Genomic DNA, 19,533 nt, shown 5'->3' with positions numbered 1-19,533 from the left:
TGTTTTTACCCGTTTGACCGTTTTTCATTCACCGGAATCGGCGATCTTACTTTAGTTTAGGGATATAGCCCTAATTTCCACAGTGCACTACTTGTTTTTCACGAAATTCATGATAAAACCCATATAGTCGATAAAAAGATGCACCTCCTCAATGACTTGGGTTCAATAACATCATGGTAGATAAGGCCCTGGCGGCAAAATCAAAGGTACTCGTCATCGATGACCAGGAACTGGCCATCGGCTACATTAAGTATCCGCTGGAAAAGTTAGGCTTTCATGACATTACTATCGCCGACCGGGTGCAAACCGCTATGGATTTGATCAATACCCGGGTTTACGACCTGATTATGTGCGCTTATGAGTTCCGCAAGGAAAAAGACGGTTATTTTTTATTCGACGAGCTGAAGCGGCGCAATATGCTGTCAATGTTAACCACCTTTGTATTTGTCAGTGCCGATACCAGTAAAGAACTGATCCACAGTATTTTGGAATTACAACCAGACGACTTTCTGGCTAAGCCCTTCACCATAAAAGACCTGGACCGACGCCTTACGCGTGCCCTCTCCCGCAAGCGGGCGATGCGTAAAATTTACCGCTACATGCACGATAAAAAATTCAACAGTGCCTTAGAATCTGTTAACGAGTTTTTGGCTGATTCGGCACATGCTGATTATTTCCCAACCGCGCTGAAGGCCAAAGGTGAAATACTGCTTGGCATGAACAACGCACAGCAGGCGGTGGACTTTTATCAGGCAATAGTCGACATTCAGCCCCACTCCTGGGCGCAAATGGGTCTGGTAAAAGCCTTGCTGCAGGCAGACAAGGTAGAAGATGCCGAAAAACTGATATTGCGATTAGCAGTAAAACCAGATACTCAGTTACTGGCCTATGATTTATTAACCGAACTGCAAATTTACCAAAAGGATTTTGATACTGCTCTGGAAAGCTCAGTGGTGGCTTCAGAGGTGTCCCCAAGAAACCTGAACAGGCATCAAAAAACAGTGGAGCTGTCACGGCTCACTAACGATCATAAAACCCTGTTCGAAACCACGAAAAAGATCGTACGCTACGCCAAAAACTCAGTGCATGACAAACCCAACATTTATCTGGATGTGGCCAGAGCCGGAATTGATTACGCCATGACCACTGAGGACGAGCAAACAGTTAACCTTACCAAAGAAGCAAACGATTACCTGACACACTTTTCAGAAATTGCCCAGGGTGGTGAAGTTCAAACCCAAATGGATGTTTGTAACGCCCGTATATTACAACTGCAAAACGACACCAAAGGCGCAACCGAACTACTGAAACAAATTCATTCCGACAACTGGCAGTCGCACAGCGAAAGCGATCTGCTGGACCGTGCAAAAGCACTACACTCGGTGGGCATGCACAAAGAAAGCGCCGAAATTATCGCCTTTCTGGCGGATAAGGCCGTTGAAAAGGACGGTGAAAACTCGGTTCATGCTCAGTATCTGCAACAAGAAAAACGCCTGAAGCACGATATTCTGCTTACCCCGAAAGAACTGAACAACAAAGCTGTGGAATACTATCAGCGTGGCGACACCGAGAATGCCATGGATGTCTTTGGCAAAGCCTTTATACTGATGCCAAAAAATACTTCCATTGCACTCAACCTGTTGCAAACACTCGGCATGAAAGCACAATCCAGCAACCTGGCTAAAAGCGACAAGGAAATACTAAAGCAGTGTATTTACACCATTGAAAATGGCGAGCTAACCGGTGAACAGAAAGAACGCTACCTCAAGGTGAAATCTTATTTATCGGATATGAGTTAGTGCTTTTACCTGTATATTAACCGGAAAAGCGGTCTGCATAAACTTGAACAACCAATCCTTGCCCACATAAACTAAAATCTACCCTTTTCTGCCCTTAATCCGGAACTCTCAAATGCGCAGTAACCGTTTCCCTGTTGATGAAAACACCGATTTAAATTGGCGCGTCCTGTTGGATTTATGGCCTTATTTAACTGAATTTAAATCGCGGGTGATGCTGGCATTGTTGTGTCTGATTGCCGCCAAGCTGGCCAATATTGGTTTGCCTTTTGTGTTGAAACACACAGTTGATGGTCTGAATACCGATGATACCACTACCCAACTTCTTGCTGTGACCTTATCGCTGGTGGTGGCTTATGGGGTGTTGCGATTATCAACAGTTTTATTTGGTGAAATTCGGGATGTTTTGTTTGGACGTGTCACAGAACGGGCGATGCGCCGGGTAGGACTCAAAGTTTTTCGTCATTTGCACGCCCTGGACCTGGATTTTCACATCAACCGACAAACCGGTGGACTGTCCCGCGATATTGAGCGCGGCACGTCAGGCATTGGTTTTTTAATGCGTTTTATGGTGTTTAACATTGTGCCTACCCTGTTTGAAATTATGGCTGTGGTAGGGGTGCTATTTGTTCAATATGGTGTTGAGTTTGCCGCCATTATTCTAGGTTCGGTGGTGGCTTATGTCAGCTTTTCCATGAAAGCTACTGACTGGCGTACTCGCTTTGTCAAAGAAATGAACCATGCAGACTCATCTACCAATAGCCGTGCCATAGACAGCCTGCTGAATTACGAAACAGTGAAATATTTTAACAACGAACAATACGAAACCAGGCGCTATGACAAAGACCTTGCTGACTGGGAAGTCGCGAGGCGCAAAAACCGACTATCCCTGTTTGCCCTGAATGGCGGACAGGCATTTATCATCGCTGCGGCCATGACAGGCATGATGGCGATGGCCGCCTATAATGTTGCGCACGGTACTATGACCATAGGTGATTTTGTGCTGATCAACGCGATTACCATGCAGATATTTATGCCGCTGAATTTTCTGGGGTTTGTTTACCGGGAGATACGAGGCTCACTGGCAAACATCGAAAACATGTTCAACCTGCTAAAAAAGCAACCTCAGGTGGAAGACAAGCCGAATGCACCAGCCATCAGTATACAAAGCGGCCAAATTAGTTTTGAACAGGTTAATTTTCACTATCATCCCGACCGGCCCATTTTAAAAAATATCAGCTTTATGATTGAACCCGGTCAAAAAGTGGCGATTGTAGGTCCCAGCGGTTCCGGCAAATCAACATTGATTAAACTGCTGTTCCGCTTTTATGACGTCACGTCAGGGCAGATTAATATCGACGGGATAGACATCTCAGCAGTCACCCAGGATTCATTGCGACAACTGATCGGGATCGTGCCGCAAGACACAGTATTGTTTAACGACAGTATTCTGGAAAACGTGCGCTATGGCCGTACCGATGCTACAGACGAAGAAGTGCGCCACGCCCTGCAACTGGCCCACCTCACTCAATTCATTGACAACCTGCCCAAAGGTTGGGACACCAAAGTGGGTGAGCGCGGACTGAAACTGTCCGGTGGTGAAAAACAACGGGTTGCCATTGCCAGAACCATACTCAAAAAACCGCCAATATTGTTGTTTGACGAAGCCACCTCCTCCCTTGACAGCCAGTCAGAGCGAGCAATTTTATCCGCGTTTAACCAAATTGCCCGTGGGCACACCAGTATTGTGATCGCCCACCGACTATCCACGATCGTGGATGCCGACAAGATACTGGTACTGAAAAACGGTGAGCTGAAAGAATCCGGCAAACACGCTGAACTAATCGCCCAGCAGGGCGAATATTATGCACTTTGGCAGGCGCAACAAAAAAGTCATACCGACACAAATACAAGGAACACCGATGTTTAGCGATGTAAATCAACAGGAACTGCTGGAAACCATCAACACCATCATGCCTTTTGGTAAATACGCCGGACGGCCTTTGCTGAAATTACCTGAACCTTACCTGGTGTGGTTTAACGACAAAGGCTTTCCTGATGGAAAACTGGGCAAACAGCTGGCACTGATGTACGAAATCAAACTCAATGGCCTGGAAGGCATGTTAATGCCTTTACTTCGGAAACAAAATTAGCCGGTAGATTTGTCAGTTTGGATTTCTGTGCTTAAATAGTAGAGCGTCTTATTCATTTTAAACGGCAGTAAATGAAGTATGTTAAGGATCCGACTGTTATTGATTTTTACCCTGAGTATTTGCCACCCGGCTTATGCTGAGTTTAGCTATGAAGGTCAGGGGCTGTTGCGTTTCCCAACCGGCACTGAAGTCATCTTTAATTTTGGGTTCGCCTTTCAACAATCCGGATACAACAATGTATTTACCGCCGGAGAGCAACAAATGGAGGTCACACAACGCCCGGAAAAATACTCTATCTGGCTCAGCATGAACCAAAACCACGAGGTGTACGTACAAGAGTTCGCGACTTCGTATTTCCGGGAGTTTGAATGGACGTTGGGTGAGCACAAAATTGCTTTACAGAAGAAGGTCCTTTCTCCTAAACGGTCGATTGGCGACTATGTATTAACCATAGATAACATCAGCTACTTTTTTAAGGGTAAGCAGGGGTCTGTTGACATCCTTTTTGATGATGAAGGTATTGCCAGTATCGAAGCCAACGGATTTGTCAAAGATTTGGGATTAAGCGAATAGCCAGTGAGCCACTCGTAACAAAACAGAAAGTAAGCTGGACAATCCATCAAACAACTGTATATTTAACCAGTGTTATTAATTTTTGTTATTGACCATGTTTGCAGCATCAAGAAATCATAAGAAGACCGACAAGCCCTACTCTGTGCGTAAATCAGGCCTGAAAGAGAAGTTCGTAGATCGACAAATACTGGCTATTCACAAAGTCATGGTGGAAAAACTCATCAGCCATCCTGAATTGCGTAAGCAAGTTGTTCAAACCATTGAGGAACGTTATCAGCAAGGGCGATTAAGGCATGGTGCTTATCTCACCTGGATATGTTTAATGGATAATATTGAGGATCACGACCGGTTTCGGGCAGGTGCGCTGGAAGATACTCCGAGAATGAATAAGCTGCGTCGACAAACCCCGTTTGTTGGCATACTCACCGAAACTGAACGGCAACAAGCTATTGAGGATGACGCTTGCGGTAATACCAGTATCGAGACGGTGTTTTAATGAACTGCGAATGTATATCAATCAGAAGATTGAGATAGCATGACCTCACCAGCAAAAATGCACTATTGAAAATCCTCAAACCTATACCCAAAATTAACAATATCGTCCTTAAACACCTCTGTTACTAACTCCTTGCCAAAATTGGAATAGTACTCGCTGTAATGTAAGTGGTTAGAGTCGTTTACTATGGTAGAAAATGGTTGAATAACACCAATTTTGAGTAAGAACTTTTTGCTGTCTTGCGCATAGTTTTCAAAGCGACCAATATCGTTGACCAATAAATTACCTTCTTCATCTGTAAGCTGAAGCCATTGACTAAAACTCAACCAATCGCCACGAAAACTTTCAACCTTTTGAAGAGAGGCCTTTTCAAGAAACTCATCAAACCCTTTCCAGTGAGGCGAATCAGGATATAATTCCAGATGCTTACTATTCTTGTTGTAGTTGACTTTATTTAGGGCCGTTAAGGCGTGCCAGGAAACCAGCCTTTCCCAAGGATTACGTACGATGGCAAATTTGTACAAATGATCGAACTCTGCACCAATGATCTTTTGCACTTCTTTCATGGATGAATGCTGTAAAAAAACACGCTCCGCATCCGGAACATGCTCGCTAATGTGCTTAAATAGTGAGGAACCACCGGTTCTTGGGACGTGGCAAAAAAGAAAATTACGTTGTTGTGATAAGTACATGCCTGTATTTTTTCTCTGCAAAAAATGGAGCTTTTTCTCTATTTCGTCTGATAGTCATGTTTAATAAAACTGTTTACCAGGCAGTCGCACATTTCATCCAGATGAGACACATCCGCATATACACCATCGATCAGTAATCTGGCCAGGCCATGCATGGTGGCCCAACTCACCTGCGCCAATCTGAGGCTGTCCTCCTGAGCGTTCAGTATTCCTTTTTGCTGCCACTGACGTACCAGTTCAACATGAGCCTGAAAACAGGGATAAGCCACTGACTTCAAATCCGGTGTAGCATTATCAGACTTCCAGATAGTGCGACCAAACATCAATTCGTAAATTTCCGGGTTTTCAGAGGCATAGTAAAGATACGCCTTCACCATCGCGCGATATTTTTCTGCATCGTTCAATTCCGTGCAGACAAGAATGGCATTCAGACGTGACTGCCAGCGCTTAAAGCCTTCCTGAGCGATGCCACACAACAATGCACTCTTGTCCTTAAAATGATGATATGGCGCCGTGCGAGACACCCCAACCCGATCGGCCAGTTTGCGCAAACTCAAGCCCTCTATACCGCCATCCACCAGCATTTCAGTGGCGGCTAACAATAGCGTATTTCTCAGATCACCATGGTGGTATTGCTTTTTGTCCTGCACTGACACTGCGCTTGTCATGGCAATATTTCTCGCTTGTAGTTTTCACTGGTTACCGACAGAAAGCTATTAAACCACAGTATCAACAAAAATCACATCTTGACAGTGTCAACATCAAGGTTTATTTTGAACGCATCTTGACGCCGCCAAGTTAAGAATTAATTGGAACTTATTGAGCTTAAAAACCCTGACATTGATAGCAACATGCGGAGCAGACCCTATGCACTCACAACCTAACGCCCACTACCCTCATTTATTTCAACCATTAGATTTAGGTTTTACCCAGTTGAAGAACCGCGTGCTTATGGGATCAATGCACACTGGTCTGGAAGAGCTGCCAGGTGGCTACAAACGCATGGCTAAGTATTTCGCAGCAAGAGCCAAAGGCGGTGTTGGTTTGATTGTGACTGGCGGAATCGGGCCTAATGCCGAAGGCTCTACTCATCCCGTTTGCAAATTACTGGATAACGACGAAGCCGTCACTGAACACAAATATATTACCGACGCAGTACATGCAGAAGGTGGCAAAATTTGTATGCAAATCCTGCACACTGGCCGCTATGCATTTAACGACAAGCTGGTAGGTGCCTCTCCTATCCGTGCCCCCATAAACAAATTCACGCCTAAGGAACTGGATGCCACAGGCATTGAAAAACAAATTCAGGATTTTATTTTTGCTGCCACTCAGGCCCAAAAAGCCGGCTACGATGGCGTTGAAATCATGGGGTCAGAAGGCTACTTCTTAAATCAATTTATTGCCGCACGTACTAATCAGCGGAATGACGACTGGGGGGGTGACTATCAAAACCGCATTAAATTACCGTTGGATGTAGTGCGCAGAGTGCGCGAAGCGGTCGGCGAACAATTTATCATTATTTACCGCCTGTCGATGCTGGATCTGGTGGAAGGCGGTTCCACCTTTGATGAAGTGGTACAACTGGGATTAGCCATAGAACAGGCCGGGGCTACCATTATCAATACAGGTATTGGCTGGCATGAGGCCAGAATACCCACTATCGTCACAAAAGTACCACGAGCCGCTTTCACCTGGGTTACCGCCAAGTATAAAGAAAAACTGAACATTCCGGTGATCACTTCAAACCGCATTAACACGCCGGAAGTGGCTGAACAGGTTTTAGCCAGAGGGGACGCCGACATGGTCTCCATGGCCCGCCCTTTCCTGGCAGACCCTGATTTTGTTATCAAAGCCGAACAAGGCAAATCCGAAGAAATTAATACCTGTATCGGTTGTAATCAGGCCTGCCTTGATCATGTATTCGAAGGAAAAATTGCCAGTTGCCTGGTAAACCCACGGGCCTGTCATGAAACCGAAATTTCTCTGGATAAAACCCAGACTCCCAAAAACATTGCCGTAGTGGGCGCCGGACCAGCAGGTTTGGCTGCAGCGACTTCAGCTGCACAACGAGGCCACAACGTGACCCTGTTTGATTCCTCCGGCGAAATTGGCGGGCAATTTAATATGGCTAAAAAGATCCCCGGAAAAGAAGAGTTTTACGAGACATTGCGTTACTTTTCCGTGCAACTCAAAAAACAGCGAGTCGATGTCCGGCTCAACACCCGCGTTTCGTCAGAAATGCTCAATAACAGCGACTTTGACGAAGTAATTATTGCAACAGGTATTTCACCCAGAACACCGAATATTGAAGGTATCGAACACCCCAAAGTGGTCAGTTACATTGATGTCCTGACCGGAAAGGTCAATCCAGGCCGCAAAGTAGCAGTGATTGGTGCCGGTGGCATTGGCTTCGATGTCAGTGAGTATCTGACCCATTCAGGCGAGCCCACCAGTCAGAACATTGCAGGCTTTATGCAGGAATGGGGGGTAGATATGGCGATGCAAGCCAGGGGCGGAATAGAGGGCGTACGGCCACGCCTATCTGAATCTCCCAGAGAAGTGTACTTACTGCAACGCAAAAGCAGCAAAGTGGGCGCAAATCTGGGTAAAACCAGTGGCTGGGTGCACAAGGCGGGTTTACTGAAAAAAGGCGTACAAATGTTAGCAGATTGCCAGTATCACAACATTGATGACCAGGGGCTACATCTGACTATTGCCGGGGAAAAAATAGTCCTGGATGTAGATCATATTGTCATTTGTGCCGGTCAGGAGCCATTGCGTGAACTGACTGAGAGTTTGACCAAACCGTATCATTTAATCGGCGGTGCCGACGTGGCGTCAGAGCTGGATGCCAAACGCGCCATTAATCAGGGTACGCGCCTGGCAAGTACTCTGTAAAAAGACCGGCAATAAACCTTTGCCTCATTTTTTGCGTACTAAGGCCACAAAGTTCAACTTCCCTGACAGCGGAGAGCGATATGTGGTGTGCAGATTGTGAGGCAATCAACCGATATTTTTTTGAAGAAACCCGATTTTTCCTGTTCTCACCAACGACTGAAACACAGTCAAAACTGGAGAAACTATTCAGCTCACTGGATTTTGAACAGGAGATCCTGGACACCCATTGCTTAACCGTTGTGTGTCACTCGAGTCGAATTGAGATGTTGTTGCTGGGAATTTATGGCGAATTACAAGGGCCGGAAAAAGCAAACACGAAAATCACCTCAACCTCAGGAACACGGCAGCTTAATCTGGAAGCCGTGGGCAGACTGCTAAGTGCAGACACTTTTATCAATCGCTATAAGAGCCTGTGGATTGTAGATGCTGTTGAGCAACACCGATACGAAAGCTGGTTTCAGCCAATTATTTACAGTGCCGATGCAACCAAAGCCGCTCCCCGCATCTTCGCTCACGAAGCCCTGTTTCGGCTTAGAGATCAGGACGACACCATCATTCCACCCGGATATGTTTTCTCTGTGGCTGATAAATCGGATCTTTTGTTTTCGCTCGACCTGACGGCCAGACGCTCTGCAATAGAGCATGCTGCTTCTGCCCGGCTTAAAAGCAAGGTGTTTGTCAATTTCAATCCATCCAGCATATACGACCCATCCTATTGTTTACGCTCCACGGCAGCAGCCATTGCTCAGGCGGGACTGGAGGCCAGTGATGTGGTTTTTGAGGTAACCGAAACCCACAAAGTAAACAATCTGGCACACTTAAAAGGCGTTCTGAATTTTTATCGCAATGCCGGATTTAAAGTGGCCTTAGATGACGTGGGTGCCGGTTGGTCAGGGTTAAATTTACTGCATGATTTAATGCCAGACTTTGCCAAAATAGACATGGCTTTAATACGCGATATTGATTCACAACCGTCTAAACAAAAAATCGTAAAACATCTCATCGCCAGTGCCAAAGAAAATGGTATACAGATAATCGCGGAAGGCATTGAAACAGCGGCAGAAGCGGAATGTCTGGTGGCACTTCAGGCGGATTATTTACAAGGATTTCTGTTTGGCAGACCCGCGTTTAAAGCACCGACAAAATGAGTAGTAATTACCTTTGTCATACAACTTTCATCGGGGATTCGCCGTTTTGTAAAAAGCACCGGGCAAAATGGCGGCGTTTTCAAGGTATGCATTGTTCCATGTGCTTTGAATCCACGTTTGCAATACCTCGTCGCTATCCATTTAAGTTGTAGGGTTTTTCATGATAGAAGTTAATTTCAACGAAAGAGAGTTGGTCAACAGGCGAAATGATGCATTGAGGCGCTCCATCAAGCACATAGGCAATCCGCAATTTGAAGCCGAGTTCAGGGCAGCATCACAGGCATTAAGCAGTATGGCTTTTCAAAAACGACAAAATATTGAAAGCAATATGATTAGCCCGCAATTGCACACATTTACCAATAACACACCAGTTTAATCTCAAGGTCATAAGCTCAGGGTGTCAGAGATCTTGAAATCACTTCAAGAACTCTGACACCATGAATTTATTAATGCAGGAAGCGACATTCATTGGGTTGGTCAAAATCAGCGATCAGGTCATGGCTGATTTTTTTAGCTTCGTCTACCATCACTGTCATGGCATCCATGATATCCAGGAACTGCACCAGTTGTTTCTCGGACAAGGTTTCTGACAGGGCTTCGATATTGATAATAAGTTGTCTGGTTGACATGACTGACTCCTGATTTCGTCAACAATTTGGCAAATGGCAACTTTGCCGCACAAGTGTTAAGACTTAATCAAGCTTCGTGCCAACCAAACCTTTGGCGCTAATATTCCTGGTTACCAAGCATACTGGCGAGGTCCTGAGCCAATGTTGTTCTGGGCCGTTCAACTATACGCCCCAGTTCTTTATCCCCCTCTAACAGAACGATAGTGGGCGTGTATTTGAGTCGGTTTGCTTTGGCTTTTCCCGAAGGTTCTTGCTTTGTTCTGTCAACGGCCAACAGGGTGAGTTTCTGCAACTCAACACCACTGCTATCGAGCAATTTAAGGAGCCTTGGGATCTCCCGCTGACTATCATGGCACCAGTTGCCAAACATCACTAACAGTTCCTTACCCGTCAATTTTTTGATGTGTTCAATATCTGCCGGTGAAGGCTGGTAATCCTGATACCCGGATTTAAATTCAGGGTAACTGGCTAAAATCTGTTGGGGTGTCAGGTAACCTACCGAATCAGCAATAGCGGAATCTTTCTTGCCTGACGCATTAAAAGCGATTAACACTGCCAGCATCAGCACAGCGCCTTGCCACAAGCTTTTCATAGTTTGATTGTCCTGGTTATCACATTCATTTTCGGGCAACAGCATAATTGTGCCTGGTTGGACTTGCAACACACCAAAACGGCAAATCTAATCCTGACATCAGGCAAATACTCAAATACAAGTGAATTTAATATCATTCATTTTTGTAAATAATATGTTAAGTTGACGAAAGTCAGACCTCTGACTAGTATCTTTCTCGACCCATTTGCAAAGGATAAACGGACATGACTAAGTTGACATTAGTATCAGCAGGATTGTTAACCGCCTCGTTGCTGGTAACAGGCTGCTCATCAGACAGCAACAACCCGCCCGACAGTGTGGCTAATCCCCCTTCCCCTTCAGTACAACCGCCTCCGACACCCACGAACCCTACTATTCCGGCACCACCCGATCCGGTTACGCCTGTACAGGCACCGGCATTCGCGGAAGGTACACTAGCAGCGGATATTCGCCGCACCAGTTATGGTGTGCCCCATATTACCGCCAATAGTTTAGAGGAGTTAGCGTTCGGTAGCGGATATACGCAGGCCGAAGACCACCTTTGTATTCTTGCTGATGTCTTTGTAAAGGCGAATAGTCGACGCTCAGAATTTTTTGGACCACATGCCAGCATTAATATCGCAACGGGCGAAATTAGTGCTGCCGATAACGGCAACCTAATTTCCGACTTTGGTTATCTGGCAACGGGGATCAGAGCTGCTGCGGAAGCCAATATTGACAATTTACCCGATAGATCACGCGCAATGCTCAGTGGCTTTGCTCAGGGGTACAACAAATACCTGACTGAGTTGGCAAGCAACCCTACTCCGAACCTGCCCTGTGCGGGGCAGGCCTGGGTAATGCCGATTGAAGGTGTCGATTTACTGACTTATATGTATTCCATCGCTTTACTGCCTGGCGCCGCAAACTTTTTCGATTTAATGTTTTTCGCCAATCCAGGCGACAGTGATGAGTATCTGCCGCGCCTGGCGACGGCGGGTAAATCCTCGCAACAGGTTACTGCAGCATTGCAGGAAATCAACAAAGTTGCAGCGTCGCAAAAAGCCCATTTAACCCTGCCAGACAGAAATGCCGCGGGCCTGGGTTCCAACGGTTGGGGACTGGGTTCAGAAATGACAGAAAATGGCAAAGGCATTGTCCTGGCTAACCCCCATTTTCCCCATACCGGTCAAATTCGCTTTTTCCAGTCGCACCTGACAATTCCGGGTGTCATGGATGTTACCGGCGGTTCCCTGATCGGTATGCCTGGTGCAATCAATATTGGCTTCAATCAAAATCTGGCATGGACTCACACCTTCTCAACCGCTGAACACTTTGTGGTGTATCAATTGCAACTCGGCGAGGACCGGGAAACCTATATTTTTGACGGGCAAGCTTTACCCGTTGAAAAACGTACTGAGCAAATAATGGTGAACATTGGTACGGCAGTTGTGCCCTTTGAGAAAGATATCTACGTTACCGCGCGAGGCCCGATGATTGAAGCACCGCCAACAGCGGCCCCCTTTGTCTGGGACGACAATCAGGCGTTTTATGTGCAGGATGCCAATATGTACAACAATGACGTCCTGGAACATTGGGTGTCCATGAATCTGGCCCGCAATCTGGCGGAATTTCAGCAGGCCTTTAAAGATTACGATGGTGTCATTTTTAACAACACCCTCTACGCGGACGATCAGGGTAATGCCTGGTACATTGATGATTCAACGGTACCGAACCTCACATTGAACGCGGAAACCGGTGTTGCCAATGATCCCACATTTGCAGGTCTCAGAGCTCAGGCAGGGTTTACCGTGTTGCCAGGTAGTTCCAGTATTTTCGGGTTCACCAATGCCGAACCTTATGAAAATGCCCCTAAATTACTGACCAATACTTATGTGCAAAACTCGAATGATTCATTCTGGTTAACTAACGCAGAAATGCCCCTCAATGGCTATGTCTCACCGCTCTATGGCGATACTCATACACCGCAAACGATGCGCTCCAGAATGGGCCAGAAACTGCTCAAAGACAGTAGTGGTGAAGATGGCAGATTCAATGCAACTGAAGTTGAGAATGCGTTATTTTCAAACCGTTCTTATTTTGCAGAGTTAGTATTGGACAATCTGCTGGCTAATTGCGAGCCGGATGAAAACGGGCAACACAATGTCGAAATAGCCAACGGCGAAACGGTTGATGTTGTGCCTGCCTGCAGCACGCTCACAGCCTGGAATGGCATGCAAAGTAGCGACAGTATCGGTGGCGGTTTGTTGCGGGAATTTGCCTATGAATTCTGTAGCAACAGTACCTGCGTTAATGCGCTGAGTGATGATTTTGATAGCGCAAATGCCACCACAACCCCGTCGGCACCGGCCAGTTATGACACGGCGTTGGTAGCATTAGCAACCGCCTGGTATAATCTGAATGAAGCGGGCTTTAATCCCGCCTCGCCATTAGGAGCAATGCAGTTTACCGAAAAGAGCTTGCCGGACGGCTCGCCATCAGGGGCAGTTATTCCCTGGCCAGGCGCAAACAGCCGGGAAGGTGGCTTTAATGTCTTTGATTACAATTACAGCCAAAGCCGCGACGGTACGTTGTTACCTCACCACAGTTATGACAGAGTTGACTCGGCGGTTACCGGACAACCCCTCGCCTCAGGCCTAAGCAGTGCCGGCTATCATGTGCGCTATGGCTCCAGTTGGATGATGGTGGTGGAGTTTACCGATGATGGTCCACAAGGCAGAGGCGTTTTAACATTCTCACAATCCAATAATGCGTTTTCACCTCATTGGAATGACCAGTCAGTGCTCTATGCGCAAAGCAATGGTTTACGCCCTATCCTGTTTACTGAGGATGACATCGCGGCAAATACCCTTAGCAGCATGACACTTACCAACGATTAATCGTTACCCAAAGAAAAACGCCTGTATGCTGACATACAGGCGTTTTTTTTATACCATGTTAAAATAACCGTTCGCGTTATCTGGCCAGGTTTTCAGCCAGCAAATGTTGGTGCAGCTCCTTTATCACACCGGTACTGGCTTCTTCATCCACCAGAAACGAGATATTGTGTGGATTCGCGCCGTAACTGATCATTCTGATTCTGACGGTTTCCAACACCTCAAATATTTTGCCAGCACCACCGTGTTTCGCGTGTAGTTTATTGCCAACAATCGTGATCAGGTCCAGCTTTGGTGTTACCTCTACAATGCAGATTTTTTCCAGTTCTGCTAACGCCCGGGTTGACGCCTGCGCCAGATTGGTAGCATGCCAGGCGTTGAAAGTCAGAGATATAAAGGTTTCTGATGTAGTAATTAAATCGATACTCAACCCAAACTGATCCAGGATGTTAAATACCTTGCCGATAAACTGCGTAGTACGTTCCATTTTAGGCGTGTGCAGTGTTACCAATTGCTGCTCTTTGCGTCGGGTTATTGCTCTGAATGTCGGTTCGAACTGACAATCTTTAACGATAGTGGTGCCGCCCTGCTCAGGGGCACGGGTACTGCCCACAAATACCGGAATATTTTGCCTTAACGTTGGCGCTAATGTTGCCGGATGTAGTACTTTCGCACCAAAGTTTGCCATCTCGGCGGCTTCGTCATAGCTCAGTTCAGCAATGGGATAGGCTCGTTCATCGATACGTGGGTCCGTGCTAAACACCCCGGCCACATCAGTCCAGATCTCACAGCGTTTTGCGGATAACGCTTCAGATAATAAAGCGGCGGTATAATCGGAACCGCCCCGGCCTAACGTCGTAGTGTCTCCCCAGGCGGTTTTGCCTATAAAGCCCTGGGTTACCAAAACCCGCTCTGCAAGCAGTGGGGTCATGTCTTTTTGGGCGCGAATGGCGAGTTGCTCAATATCGGGTGTGGCAGAGCCAAAATTGTCGTCGGTCAGCATCACCTGTCTGACATCGAACTCCAGAGCCGCCACGCCACTTTCATTAAAACAGGCAGCCAGCAACAAAGAAGCCAGCCGTTCACCGTACGACAGTAATTCATCCTGTAACATCGGGCTTTCATTGATGCCATCAGCGTAGACGACCTTTTGGATGCCGGCAAACAGGTTGTCCAATTTAGGCTTAACACTTTGCTTGTCGTTGAGTTGTTCATAAATGTCAAAAATTTGCTGCTCTATTCGCTGCAAAATAATCTCTTTATCTTCTCCGGACATGGGCGTTTTACCCAATTCCACCAGATGGTTGGTGATGCCCGCCGGGGCACTGGTTACCACCAGTTTGCAGTCTGTATTCTGGGAAACGATACGCACACAGTTTTTCATAGCCTCAAAATTTGCGACGCTGGTGCCACCAAATTTTGCTATGACCAGGGAAGAATCATGCATTTATAAAAAGCCTCAGTTTAATTACCGGTACAGTTTAATCATAGTCAGGTTTATAAGGGTAACAATTTCTCAGTATTTAACCCAGAGGCCATCTAATACTTTAGGCTAAAATGCTCAATTGGGGGGTTCCAATGCCGATAAAACTTATGAGACGATGCGTCTTGAAACATGCCAACAAGGCATAACCGCCCCTTGTAAACTAGCTTGAGAGTGGTCCGGATATGCGCTTTGTTGGTATTGATTCCCTTCCAACGTTTTGGGCGGATGTGGTTAACTTAGCTAAATTGGCTAGGTAGCATCCGCCTGTTTTCCAAAGCGCTCCTGATATTCTTCTTTGGCAATACCATAATTCCCCAGTTTCAGGTTGCCTGACTCAACACTGAGAAAGCGGTTCTGTTGCAATTGTTCACTGGTTTTCAGCAAATAAGCTTCAATATCTTTGTCCGATGTGTCGTCATTCTTTAAGGATTGTGCATAATCCCGGGCGGTCACCTGTTCACTGAGCTCTGACAGCATCATTACCTTTTCCATGCGCTCACTAAGCCTGCTGTCACGATTCAGATAATCAACCAGCTTGTTTAAAGATTTATTGTCGGCTTGTTCAGAAGCCAGTTGCCACTTTCCATCAGATAGTTGCAGTGGCGGAATGTTAGACAGGTTGAGATCTTCAGTGACACTTTTCAGTTCATTTTTGACCTGCTTAAAATAGAAATCCAGCATGTCATTAACTTTGTCACCGGTGACACTGCTTTCACCGCTAATTATCTGATCAACCATGTTGTCGATAGACTGCACGTTGACCAGGCTATTTTGAATGGCATCCACATCCTGAGCACTGTTCTTTGCTCCTAAATTCTGCATGTCACTGACAAATTGTGCATTGGATCGTTGATCGTCGATGTACTGGAAAAGTGAAGTCGCCTGCGAAGCTGTTGTTGATAACATAATAAGTCAAAAATTCGTTAACCCTGCATCTGTTCAGCAATAACCGGACCAACTTAATAGCTACAGCCAAACTTTCCGGGGCCACCTGTTCTGACCCGTTCAGCCGTCAATTGGCGCATCGAAAATTAACATCAAAACCTGTCCAGATGGTCATAAACCATTGAAAGATTTAATAATTTCGTAGCCATTCTGTCACATTCTCTATTTTTAATATTGGGCCTGACTTTCAGCCCAAATGTGCAAATTAAAATAGGATTAATCATGAAACGTACACTTCTTTCTTTGGCAGTGATTGCTATTCTGGCCGGTTGTTCCGGCGATGATGGTGACGATGGTGCAATCGGTCCACAGGGACCACAAGGTGCTCAGGGTGACACTGGCTCACCAGGTACCCCAGGACAAGATGCCACATTAGGTGTAAGCATGAGTGTTGTAGGGCGGGCACAACTGAATCCTGAAGACCCCGAAGGCGCGGCAGAAATCGTACAATACCATGCAGCCACGCAAACTGTGTTCGCTATCAATAGTGCTGCCGATGCACCTACTGTTGAAATGATTGATATTTCCGGACTCACCGCAGAGGCATTGAGCAACCCGTTAACCAGCACAAATTTAACGTCAACCGCGCTGGTACTGGAAACCAGCGCCAATGGCATTGCATTAGGTGGACCCAACAGCATTGCCGTATCAGGTGACTGGATGGCGATTGCTGTCGCTGCAGATGCGCATGCCGATAACGGTGTAGTGTTGTTTTACAATGGTCTTGATGCCGCTACACCGGTCTTTGTTAAAGCCGTTACCGTTGGTAATCTGCCGGACATGGTCACTTTCACGCCTGATGGCAGTAAAGTGATTGTTGCCAACGAAGGCGAACCTGCCGGTGATTATTCGGTTGATCCGGAAGGCTCTGTGGCCATTATCAACATGACTGATGGCATGCCAGCAGATACCGCCACTATTCTCGACTTTACTGCCTACAACGGTATGCAGGACGCTTTAGAAGCTCAGGGAATGCACTTCCCTAATCCCAATGGCCGCACCATCAATGGCAACCTTATCAATGTGTCGGTTGCTCAGGATTTAGAGCCGGAATACATTGCTGCCACGAATGAGGTGGCCTACGTTGCACTGCAGGAAAATAACGGTCTGGCGATCGTAGATTTAACCGACAATAGTCTCGAAGTGGTGGGTTTAGGCTTTAAGGATTGGAGCGACCTGTTGATTGATGGTATGGAAGATGGTGCTGTTAGTTTCGGCTCCTACGACAACCTTTATGGAATGTACCAACCCGATACCATCGCAACCTACAGCTGGAACAATGCTGATTTCGTCGTTACCGCCAATGAAGGGGATGCCAGAGAATATTTCTTTGACACCCTAAATGCCGAAGGAAACCAGGACGAAGACTTGTGTGATGCCGCTGGCGGACAAGACTTTGACGAAGATGATGGCTGTCTCTCCTACACGGATGAAACTCAGGGCCGCCGCCTTGATTTTGCAGCAGGTTCATCACTGGCAATGAACGCCGGTGACGATCCCGAAGATTTTGACTTTACCGCCTTCCCCATTGGTCGCCTGACAGTAACCGCGGAGCTGGGCGACAGTGACGGCGATGGGGTATACGAAAACATATATGCCTACGGTGCTCGCTCTTTTACCATCTGGGATAGCAATGGTCTGGTAGTATTCGATTCCGGTGATGATTTTGAACGCATTACTGCATCGGTACACGGTGATGAATTCAATAACAACGACGATGCAAATGAAGGTGATTCACGCTCTGCCAACAAAGGGCCTGAACCGGAAGCTCTGACGATTGGTACTGTGGGTGACAGAACCTATGCCTTTATTGGTCTTGAGCGTATGGGCGGGATTTTCGTTTACGATATTACCAATCCCTACAACACGCAGTTTGTTGAATATGTGATCAACCGTGACACCACTGAAGGTGCAGACTTGACAGGTGATTCCGCACCGGAAGGCATGGTCTTTGTCTCTGCCGATCAAAGCCCCAGCGGCAATGCACTGGTGGTCATTGGTAATGAAATCAGTGGCACAGTAACAATCTGGCAAGTTACTCCAAACTAAAAATCAGACCAAATGATAAAGTGATAAGGCGCCCCGGCGCCTTTTGCTGAGTTCAGTATTGTATGATTGCCCATTCTTTGGGCAATCCGGCTATGAATCGTTTGACAAACCCTAAGAAGCTGAGAATATAGAACATTAATTCTTTCTCATACGAGTGCTCAGCGTTCTTATTTTATGGCAACAATCAAACAAGTTTCCGAACTGGCTGGTGTATCATTAGCAACAGTTTCCCGGGTCATAAATGATACCGATCAGGTAAAACCCGCCACCCGCGCCAAAGTCGAAGATGCCATGAAAAAGCTGGGTTACCGCCCCAACTTTATTGCTCAGTCACTTGCCTCCAATAAAAGTAATACCGTGGGCTATGTTGTACCGGAATTACACGGATCGTTTTTTGGCGACATGTTATCCGGTTCAGAAAGGCTGTTAAAGAAAGCCAAGAAGCATCTGTTTATCGCTGCCGGACACAGTAATGAAGAAGATGAAATCAAGGCCATCGAATCCTTACTTGGCAGACGATGTGATGCACTAATCTTGCATCTGGAAGCGGTCTCAAACGACTATCTTATTGAACTGTCCAAAGACAATGTTGATTTTGTGGTGGTTAACCGTTACATCCCGGAAATTGCCGACCGCTGTATCAGTCTGGATAATGTCAAAGGTGGCTATATCGCCACGAAAACGTTAATCCGCTACGGCCATCGCGACATTGCTTATATTTCAGGTTCGTTGTGGAAATCTGACGCCGCCGACCGGTTGGCAGGTCACAAACAAGCATTACAGGATGCCAATATTCCCTACAATCGCCTGCGCGTATTCGAAGGGAACTTCCAGGCCAGCTCCGGGTATGAGGGAATGCTGTCATTTTTGAACTCAGGACAAGCACCAACTGCGGTGGCTTGTGCCAATGATGAAATGGCTTATGGGGCGGCTGATGCTATCCGTGAACGCGGATTATCTATTCCCGATGATATCTCGTTGGTGGGTTTTGATAACATCGAATTTTCCCGCTTTTCCCATCCAAAACTGAGCACAGTTGACTACCCTACCCGCGCTATCGGAGAAACGGCAGCCAACTGGATATTAAGTCGCATATACGGCCAGGGGCCATTTGATGCTACCCACATTTTTATGCCTGAACTCATAAGTCGGGACAGTATCGCCATGCTGAAGAGTGACAAGGCATAGCGTTTTCAG

17 protein-coding genes are annotated in these 19,533 nt (G+C 46.6%); 11 read left to right on the top strand and 6 right to left on the bottom strand.

Going from position 1 to position 19,533, the window contains the following annotated elements; translation table 11 throughout:
* Positions 1-173 precede the first annotated feature (173 nt).
* From AC0J20_RS01995 to AC0J20_RS01975, 5 genes are all read left to right on the top strand, one after another.
* On the top strand, positions 174-1,799 hold the full coding sequence (locus tag AC0J20_RS01995) for a response regulator (RefSeq protein ID WP_229527811.1): 1,626 nt from the start codon (positions 174-176) through the stop codon (positions 1,797-1,799).
* A 112-nt stretch (positions 1,800-1,911) separates the two neighbouring features.
* Entirely contained in the window at positions 1,912-3,726 is a 1,815-nt protein-coding gene (locus AC0J20_RS01990; RefSeq protein ID WP_473020412.1) for an ABCB family ABC transporter ATP-binding protein/permease, read from the top strand.
* A complete protein-coding gene (locus AC0J20_RS01985; RefSeq protein ID WP_473020411.1) occupies positions 3,719-3,949 on the top strand; it encodes a DUF3820 family protein in 231 nt (76 codons plus the stop codon). Before AC0J20_RS01990 ends, AC0J20_RS01985 begins: the two co-directional genes overlap by 8 nt.
* Before the next feature lie 78 nt (positions 3,950-4,027).
* A complete protein-coding gene (locus tag AC0J20_RS01980; RefSeq protein WP_229527814.1) occupies positions 4,028-4,522 on the top strand; it encodes a hypothetical protein in 495 nt (164 codons plus the stop codon).
* A gap of 94 nt (positions 4,523-4,616) precedes the next feature.
* On the top strand, positions 4,617-5,018 hold the full coding sequence (locus AC0J20_RS01975) for a hypothetical protein (RefSeq protein ID WP_229527815.1): 402 nt from the start codon (positions 4,617-4,619) through the stop codon (positions 5,016-5,018).
* A 62-nt stretch (positions 5,019-5,080) separates the two neighbouring features.
* Here the strand turns inward: AC0J20_RS01975 and AC0J20_RS01970 are convergent, their stop codons facing one another.
* Both AC0J20_RS01970 and AC0J20_RS01965 read right to left on the bottom strand, forming a co-directional pair.
* Entirely contained in the window at positions 5,081-5,710 is a 630-nt protein-coding gene (locus AC0J20_RS01970; RefSeq protein ID WP_473020410.1) for a sulfotransferase family 2 domain-containing protein, read from the bottom strand.
* Between the two features lie 38 nt (positions 5,711-5,748).
* A complete protein-coding gene (locus AC0J20_RS01965) occupies positions 5,749-6,378 on the bottom strand; it encodes a TetR/AcrR family transcriptional regulator (RefSeq protein ID WP_473020409.1) in 630 nt (209 codons plus the stop codon).
* A gap of 199 nt (positions 6,379-6,577) precedes the next feature.
* On the opposite strand from AC0J20_RS01965, the gene AC0J20_RS01960 reads away from it, so the two are divergent.
* The 3 genes from AC0J20_RS01960 (at position 6,578) to AC0J20_RS01950 (ending at position 10,135) form a co-directional block, all read left to right on the top strand.
* Positions 6,578-8,611: an oxidoreductase gene (locus AC0J20_RS01960; RefSeq protein ID WP_473020408.1), complete on the top strand. Its 2,034-nt coding sequence runs from the start codon at positions 6,578-6,580 to the stop codon at positions 8,609-8,611.
* A gap of 80 nt (positions 8,612-8,691) precedes the next feature.
* Positions 8,692-9,759 carry an EAL domain-containing protein gene (locus AC0J20_RS01955; protein ID WP_473020407.1) on the top strand — a complete coding sequence of 356 codons (1,068 nt, stop codon included), beginning with the start codon at positions 8,692-8,694 and terminating at the stop codon, positions 9,757-9,759.
* 160 nt (positions 9,760-9,919) lie between these two features.
* Positions 9,920-10,135 carry a hypothetical protein gene (locus AC0J20_RS01950; RefSeq protein WP_473020406.1) on the top strand — a complete coding sequence of 72 codons (216 nt, stop codon included), beginning with the start codon at positions 9,920-9,922 and terminating at the stop codon, positions 10,133-10,135.
* 70 nt (positions 10,136-10,205) lie between these two features.
* On the opposite strand, the gene AC0J20_RS01945 is transcribed toward AC0J20_RS01950, so the two are convergent.
* Both AC0J20_RS01945 and AC0J20_RS01940 read right to left on the bottom strand, forming a co-directional pair.
* Complete coding sequence (locus AC0J20_RS01945; RefSeq protein ID WP_229527821.1) at positions 10,206-10,388, bottom strand: hypothetical protein; 183 nt, start codon at positions 10,386-10,388, stop codon at positions 10,206-10,208.
* A gap of 97 nt (positions 10,389-10,485) precedes the next feature.
* Positions 10,486-11,025 carry a thioredoxin domain-containing protein gene (locus AC0J20_RS01940; protein ID WP_229527822.1) on the bottom strand — a complete coding sequence of 180 codons (540 nt, stop codon included), beginning with the start codon at positions 11,023-11,025 and terminating at the stop codon, positions 10,486-10,488.
* A gap of 179 nt (positions 11,026-11,204) precedes the next feature.
* Here AC0J20_RS01940 and AC0J20_RS01935 point away from each other — a divergent pair, with 179 nt between their 5' ends.
* Positions 11,205-13,859, top strand: coding sequence for a penicillin acylase family protein (locus AC0J20_RS01935; protein WP_473020405.1), 2,655 nt, complete (start codon positions 11,205-11,207; stop codon positions 13,857-13,859).
* A gap of 76 nt (positions 13,860-13,935) precedes the next feature.
* Here the strand turns inward: AC0J20_RS01935 and lysC are convergent, their stop codons facing one another.
* Together lysC and AC0J20_RS01925 are read right to left on the bottom strand one after the other, a co-directional pair.
* Positions 13,936-15,303 (bottom strand): lysine-sensitive aspartokinase 3, encoded by a 1,368-nt coding sequence (lysC, locus tag AC0J20_RS01930; protein ID WP_229527824.1) that lies wholly within the window; start codon positions 15,301-15,303, stop codon positions 13,936-13,938.
* A 288-nt stretch (positions 15,304-15,591) separates the two neighbouring features.
* The gene (locus tag AC0J20_RS01925) at positions 15,592-16,248 is read right to left on the bottom strand and encodes a hypothetical protein (RefSeq protein ID WP_229527825.1); all 657 of its coding nucleotides are present in this window, start codon (positions 16,246-16,248) and stop codon (positions 15,592-15,594) included.
* A 261-nt stretch (positions 16,249-16,509) separates the two neighbouring features.
* Between AC0J20_RS01925 and AC0J20_RS01920 the strand changes: the two genes are divergently transcribed.
* Together AC0J20_RS01920 and AC0J20_RS01915 are read left to right on the top strand one after the other, a co-directional pair.
* On the top strand, positions 16,510-18,336 hold the full coding sequence (locus AC0J20_RS01920; RefSeq protein WP_473020404.1) for a choice-of-anchor I family protein: 1,827 nt from the start codon (positions 16,510-16,512) through the stop codon (positions 18,334-18,336).
* Positions 18,337-18,510: 174 nt separating this feature from the next.
* Positions 18,511-19,524 (top strand): LacI family DNA-binding transcriptional regulator, encoded by a 1,014-nt coding sequence (locus AC0J20_RS01915; protein ID WP_229527827.1) that lies wholly within the window; start codon positions 18,511-18,513, stop codon positions 19,522-19,524.
* The last annotated feature ends 9 nt before the right edge of the window (positions 19,525-19,533 follow it).

Source organism: Planctobacterium sp. R6 (assembly GCF_055755215.1).
This window is presented reverse-complemented; position numbering and strand designations above follow the sequence as displayed.

Bases quoted from the DNA above. Each gene is read 5' to 3' on its own strand.
- AC0J20_RS01995 (WP_229527811.1), top strand. From the start codon at position 174: ATGGTAGATAAGGCCCTGGCGGCAAAATCAAAGGTACTCGTCATCGAT.
- AC0J20_RS01990 (WP_473020412.1), top strand. From the start codon at position 1,912: ATGCGCAGTAACCGTTTCCCTGTTGATGAAAACACCGATTTAAATTGG.
- AC0J20_RS01985 (WP_473020411.1), top strand. From the start codon at position 3,719: ATGTTTAGCGATGTAAATCAACAGGAACTGCTGGAAACCATCAACACC.
- AC0J20_RS01980 (WP_229527814.1), top strand. From the start codon at position 4,028: ATGTTAAGGATCCGACTGTTATTGATTTTTACCCTGAGTATTTGCCAC.
- AC0J20_RS01975 (WP_229527815.1), top strand. From the start codon at position 4,617: ATGTTTGCAGCATCAAGAAATCATAAGAAGACCGACAAGCCCTACTCT.
- AC0J20_RS01970 (WP_473020410.1), bottom strand. From the start codon at position 5,710: ATGTACTTATCACAACAACGTAATTTTCTTTTTTGCCACGTCCCAAGA.
- AC0J20_RS01965 (WP_473020409.1), bottom strand. From the start codon at position 6,378: ATGACAAGCGCAGTGTCAGTGCAGGACAAAAAGCAATACCACCATGGT.
- AC0J20_RS01960 (WP_473020408.1), top strand. From the start codon at position 6,578: ATGCACTCACAACCTAACGCCCACTACCCTCATTTATTTCAACCATTA.
- AC0J20_RS01955 (WP_473020407.1), top strand. From the start codon at position 8,692: ATGTGGTGTGCAGATTGTGAGGCAATCAACCGATATTTTTTTGAAGAA.
- AC0J20_RS01950 (WP_473020406.1), top strand. From the start codon at position 9,920: ATGATAGAAGTTAATTTCAACGAAAGAGAGTTGGTCAACAGGCGAAAT.
- AC0J20_RS01945 (WP_229527821.1), bottom strand. From the start codon at position 10,388: ATGTCAACCAGACAACTTATTATCAATATCGAAGCCCTGTCAGAAACC.
- AC0J20_RS01940 (WP_229527822.1), bottom strand. From the start codon at position 11,025: ATGCTGTTGCCCGAAAATGAATGTGATAACCAGGACAATCAAACTATG.
- AC0J20_RS01935 (WP_473020405.1), top strand. From the start codon at position 11,205: ATGACTAAGTTGACATTAGTATCAGCAGGATTGTTAACCGCCTCGTTG.
- lysC (WP_229527824.1), bottom strand. From the start codon at position 15,303: ATGCATGATTCTTCCCTGGTCATAGCAAAATTTGGTGGCACCAGCGTC.
- AC0J20_RS01925 (WP_229527825.1), bottom strand. From the start codon at position 16,248: ATGTTATCAACAACAGCTTCGCAGGCGACTTCACTTTTCCAGTACATC.
- AC0J20_RS01920 (WP_473020404.1), top strand. From the start codon at position 16,510: ATGAAACGTACACTTCTTTCTTTGGCAGTGATTGCTATTCTGGCCGGT.
- AC0J20_RS01915 (WP_229527827.1), top strand. From the start codon at position 18,511: ATGGCAACAATCAAACAAGTTTCCGAACTGGCTGGTGTATCATTAGCA.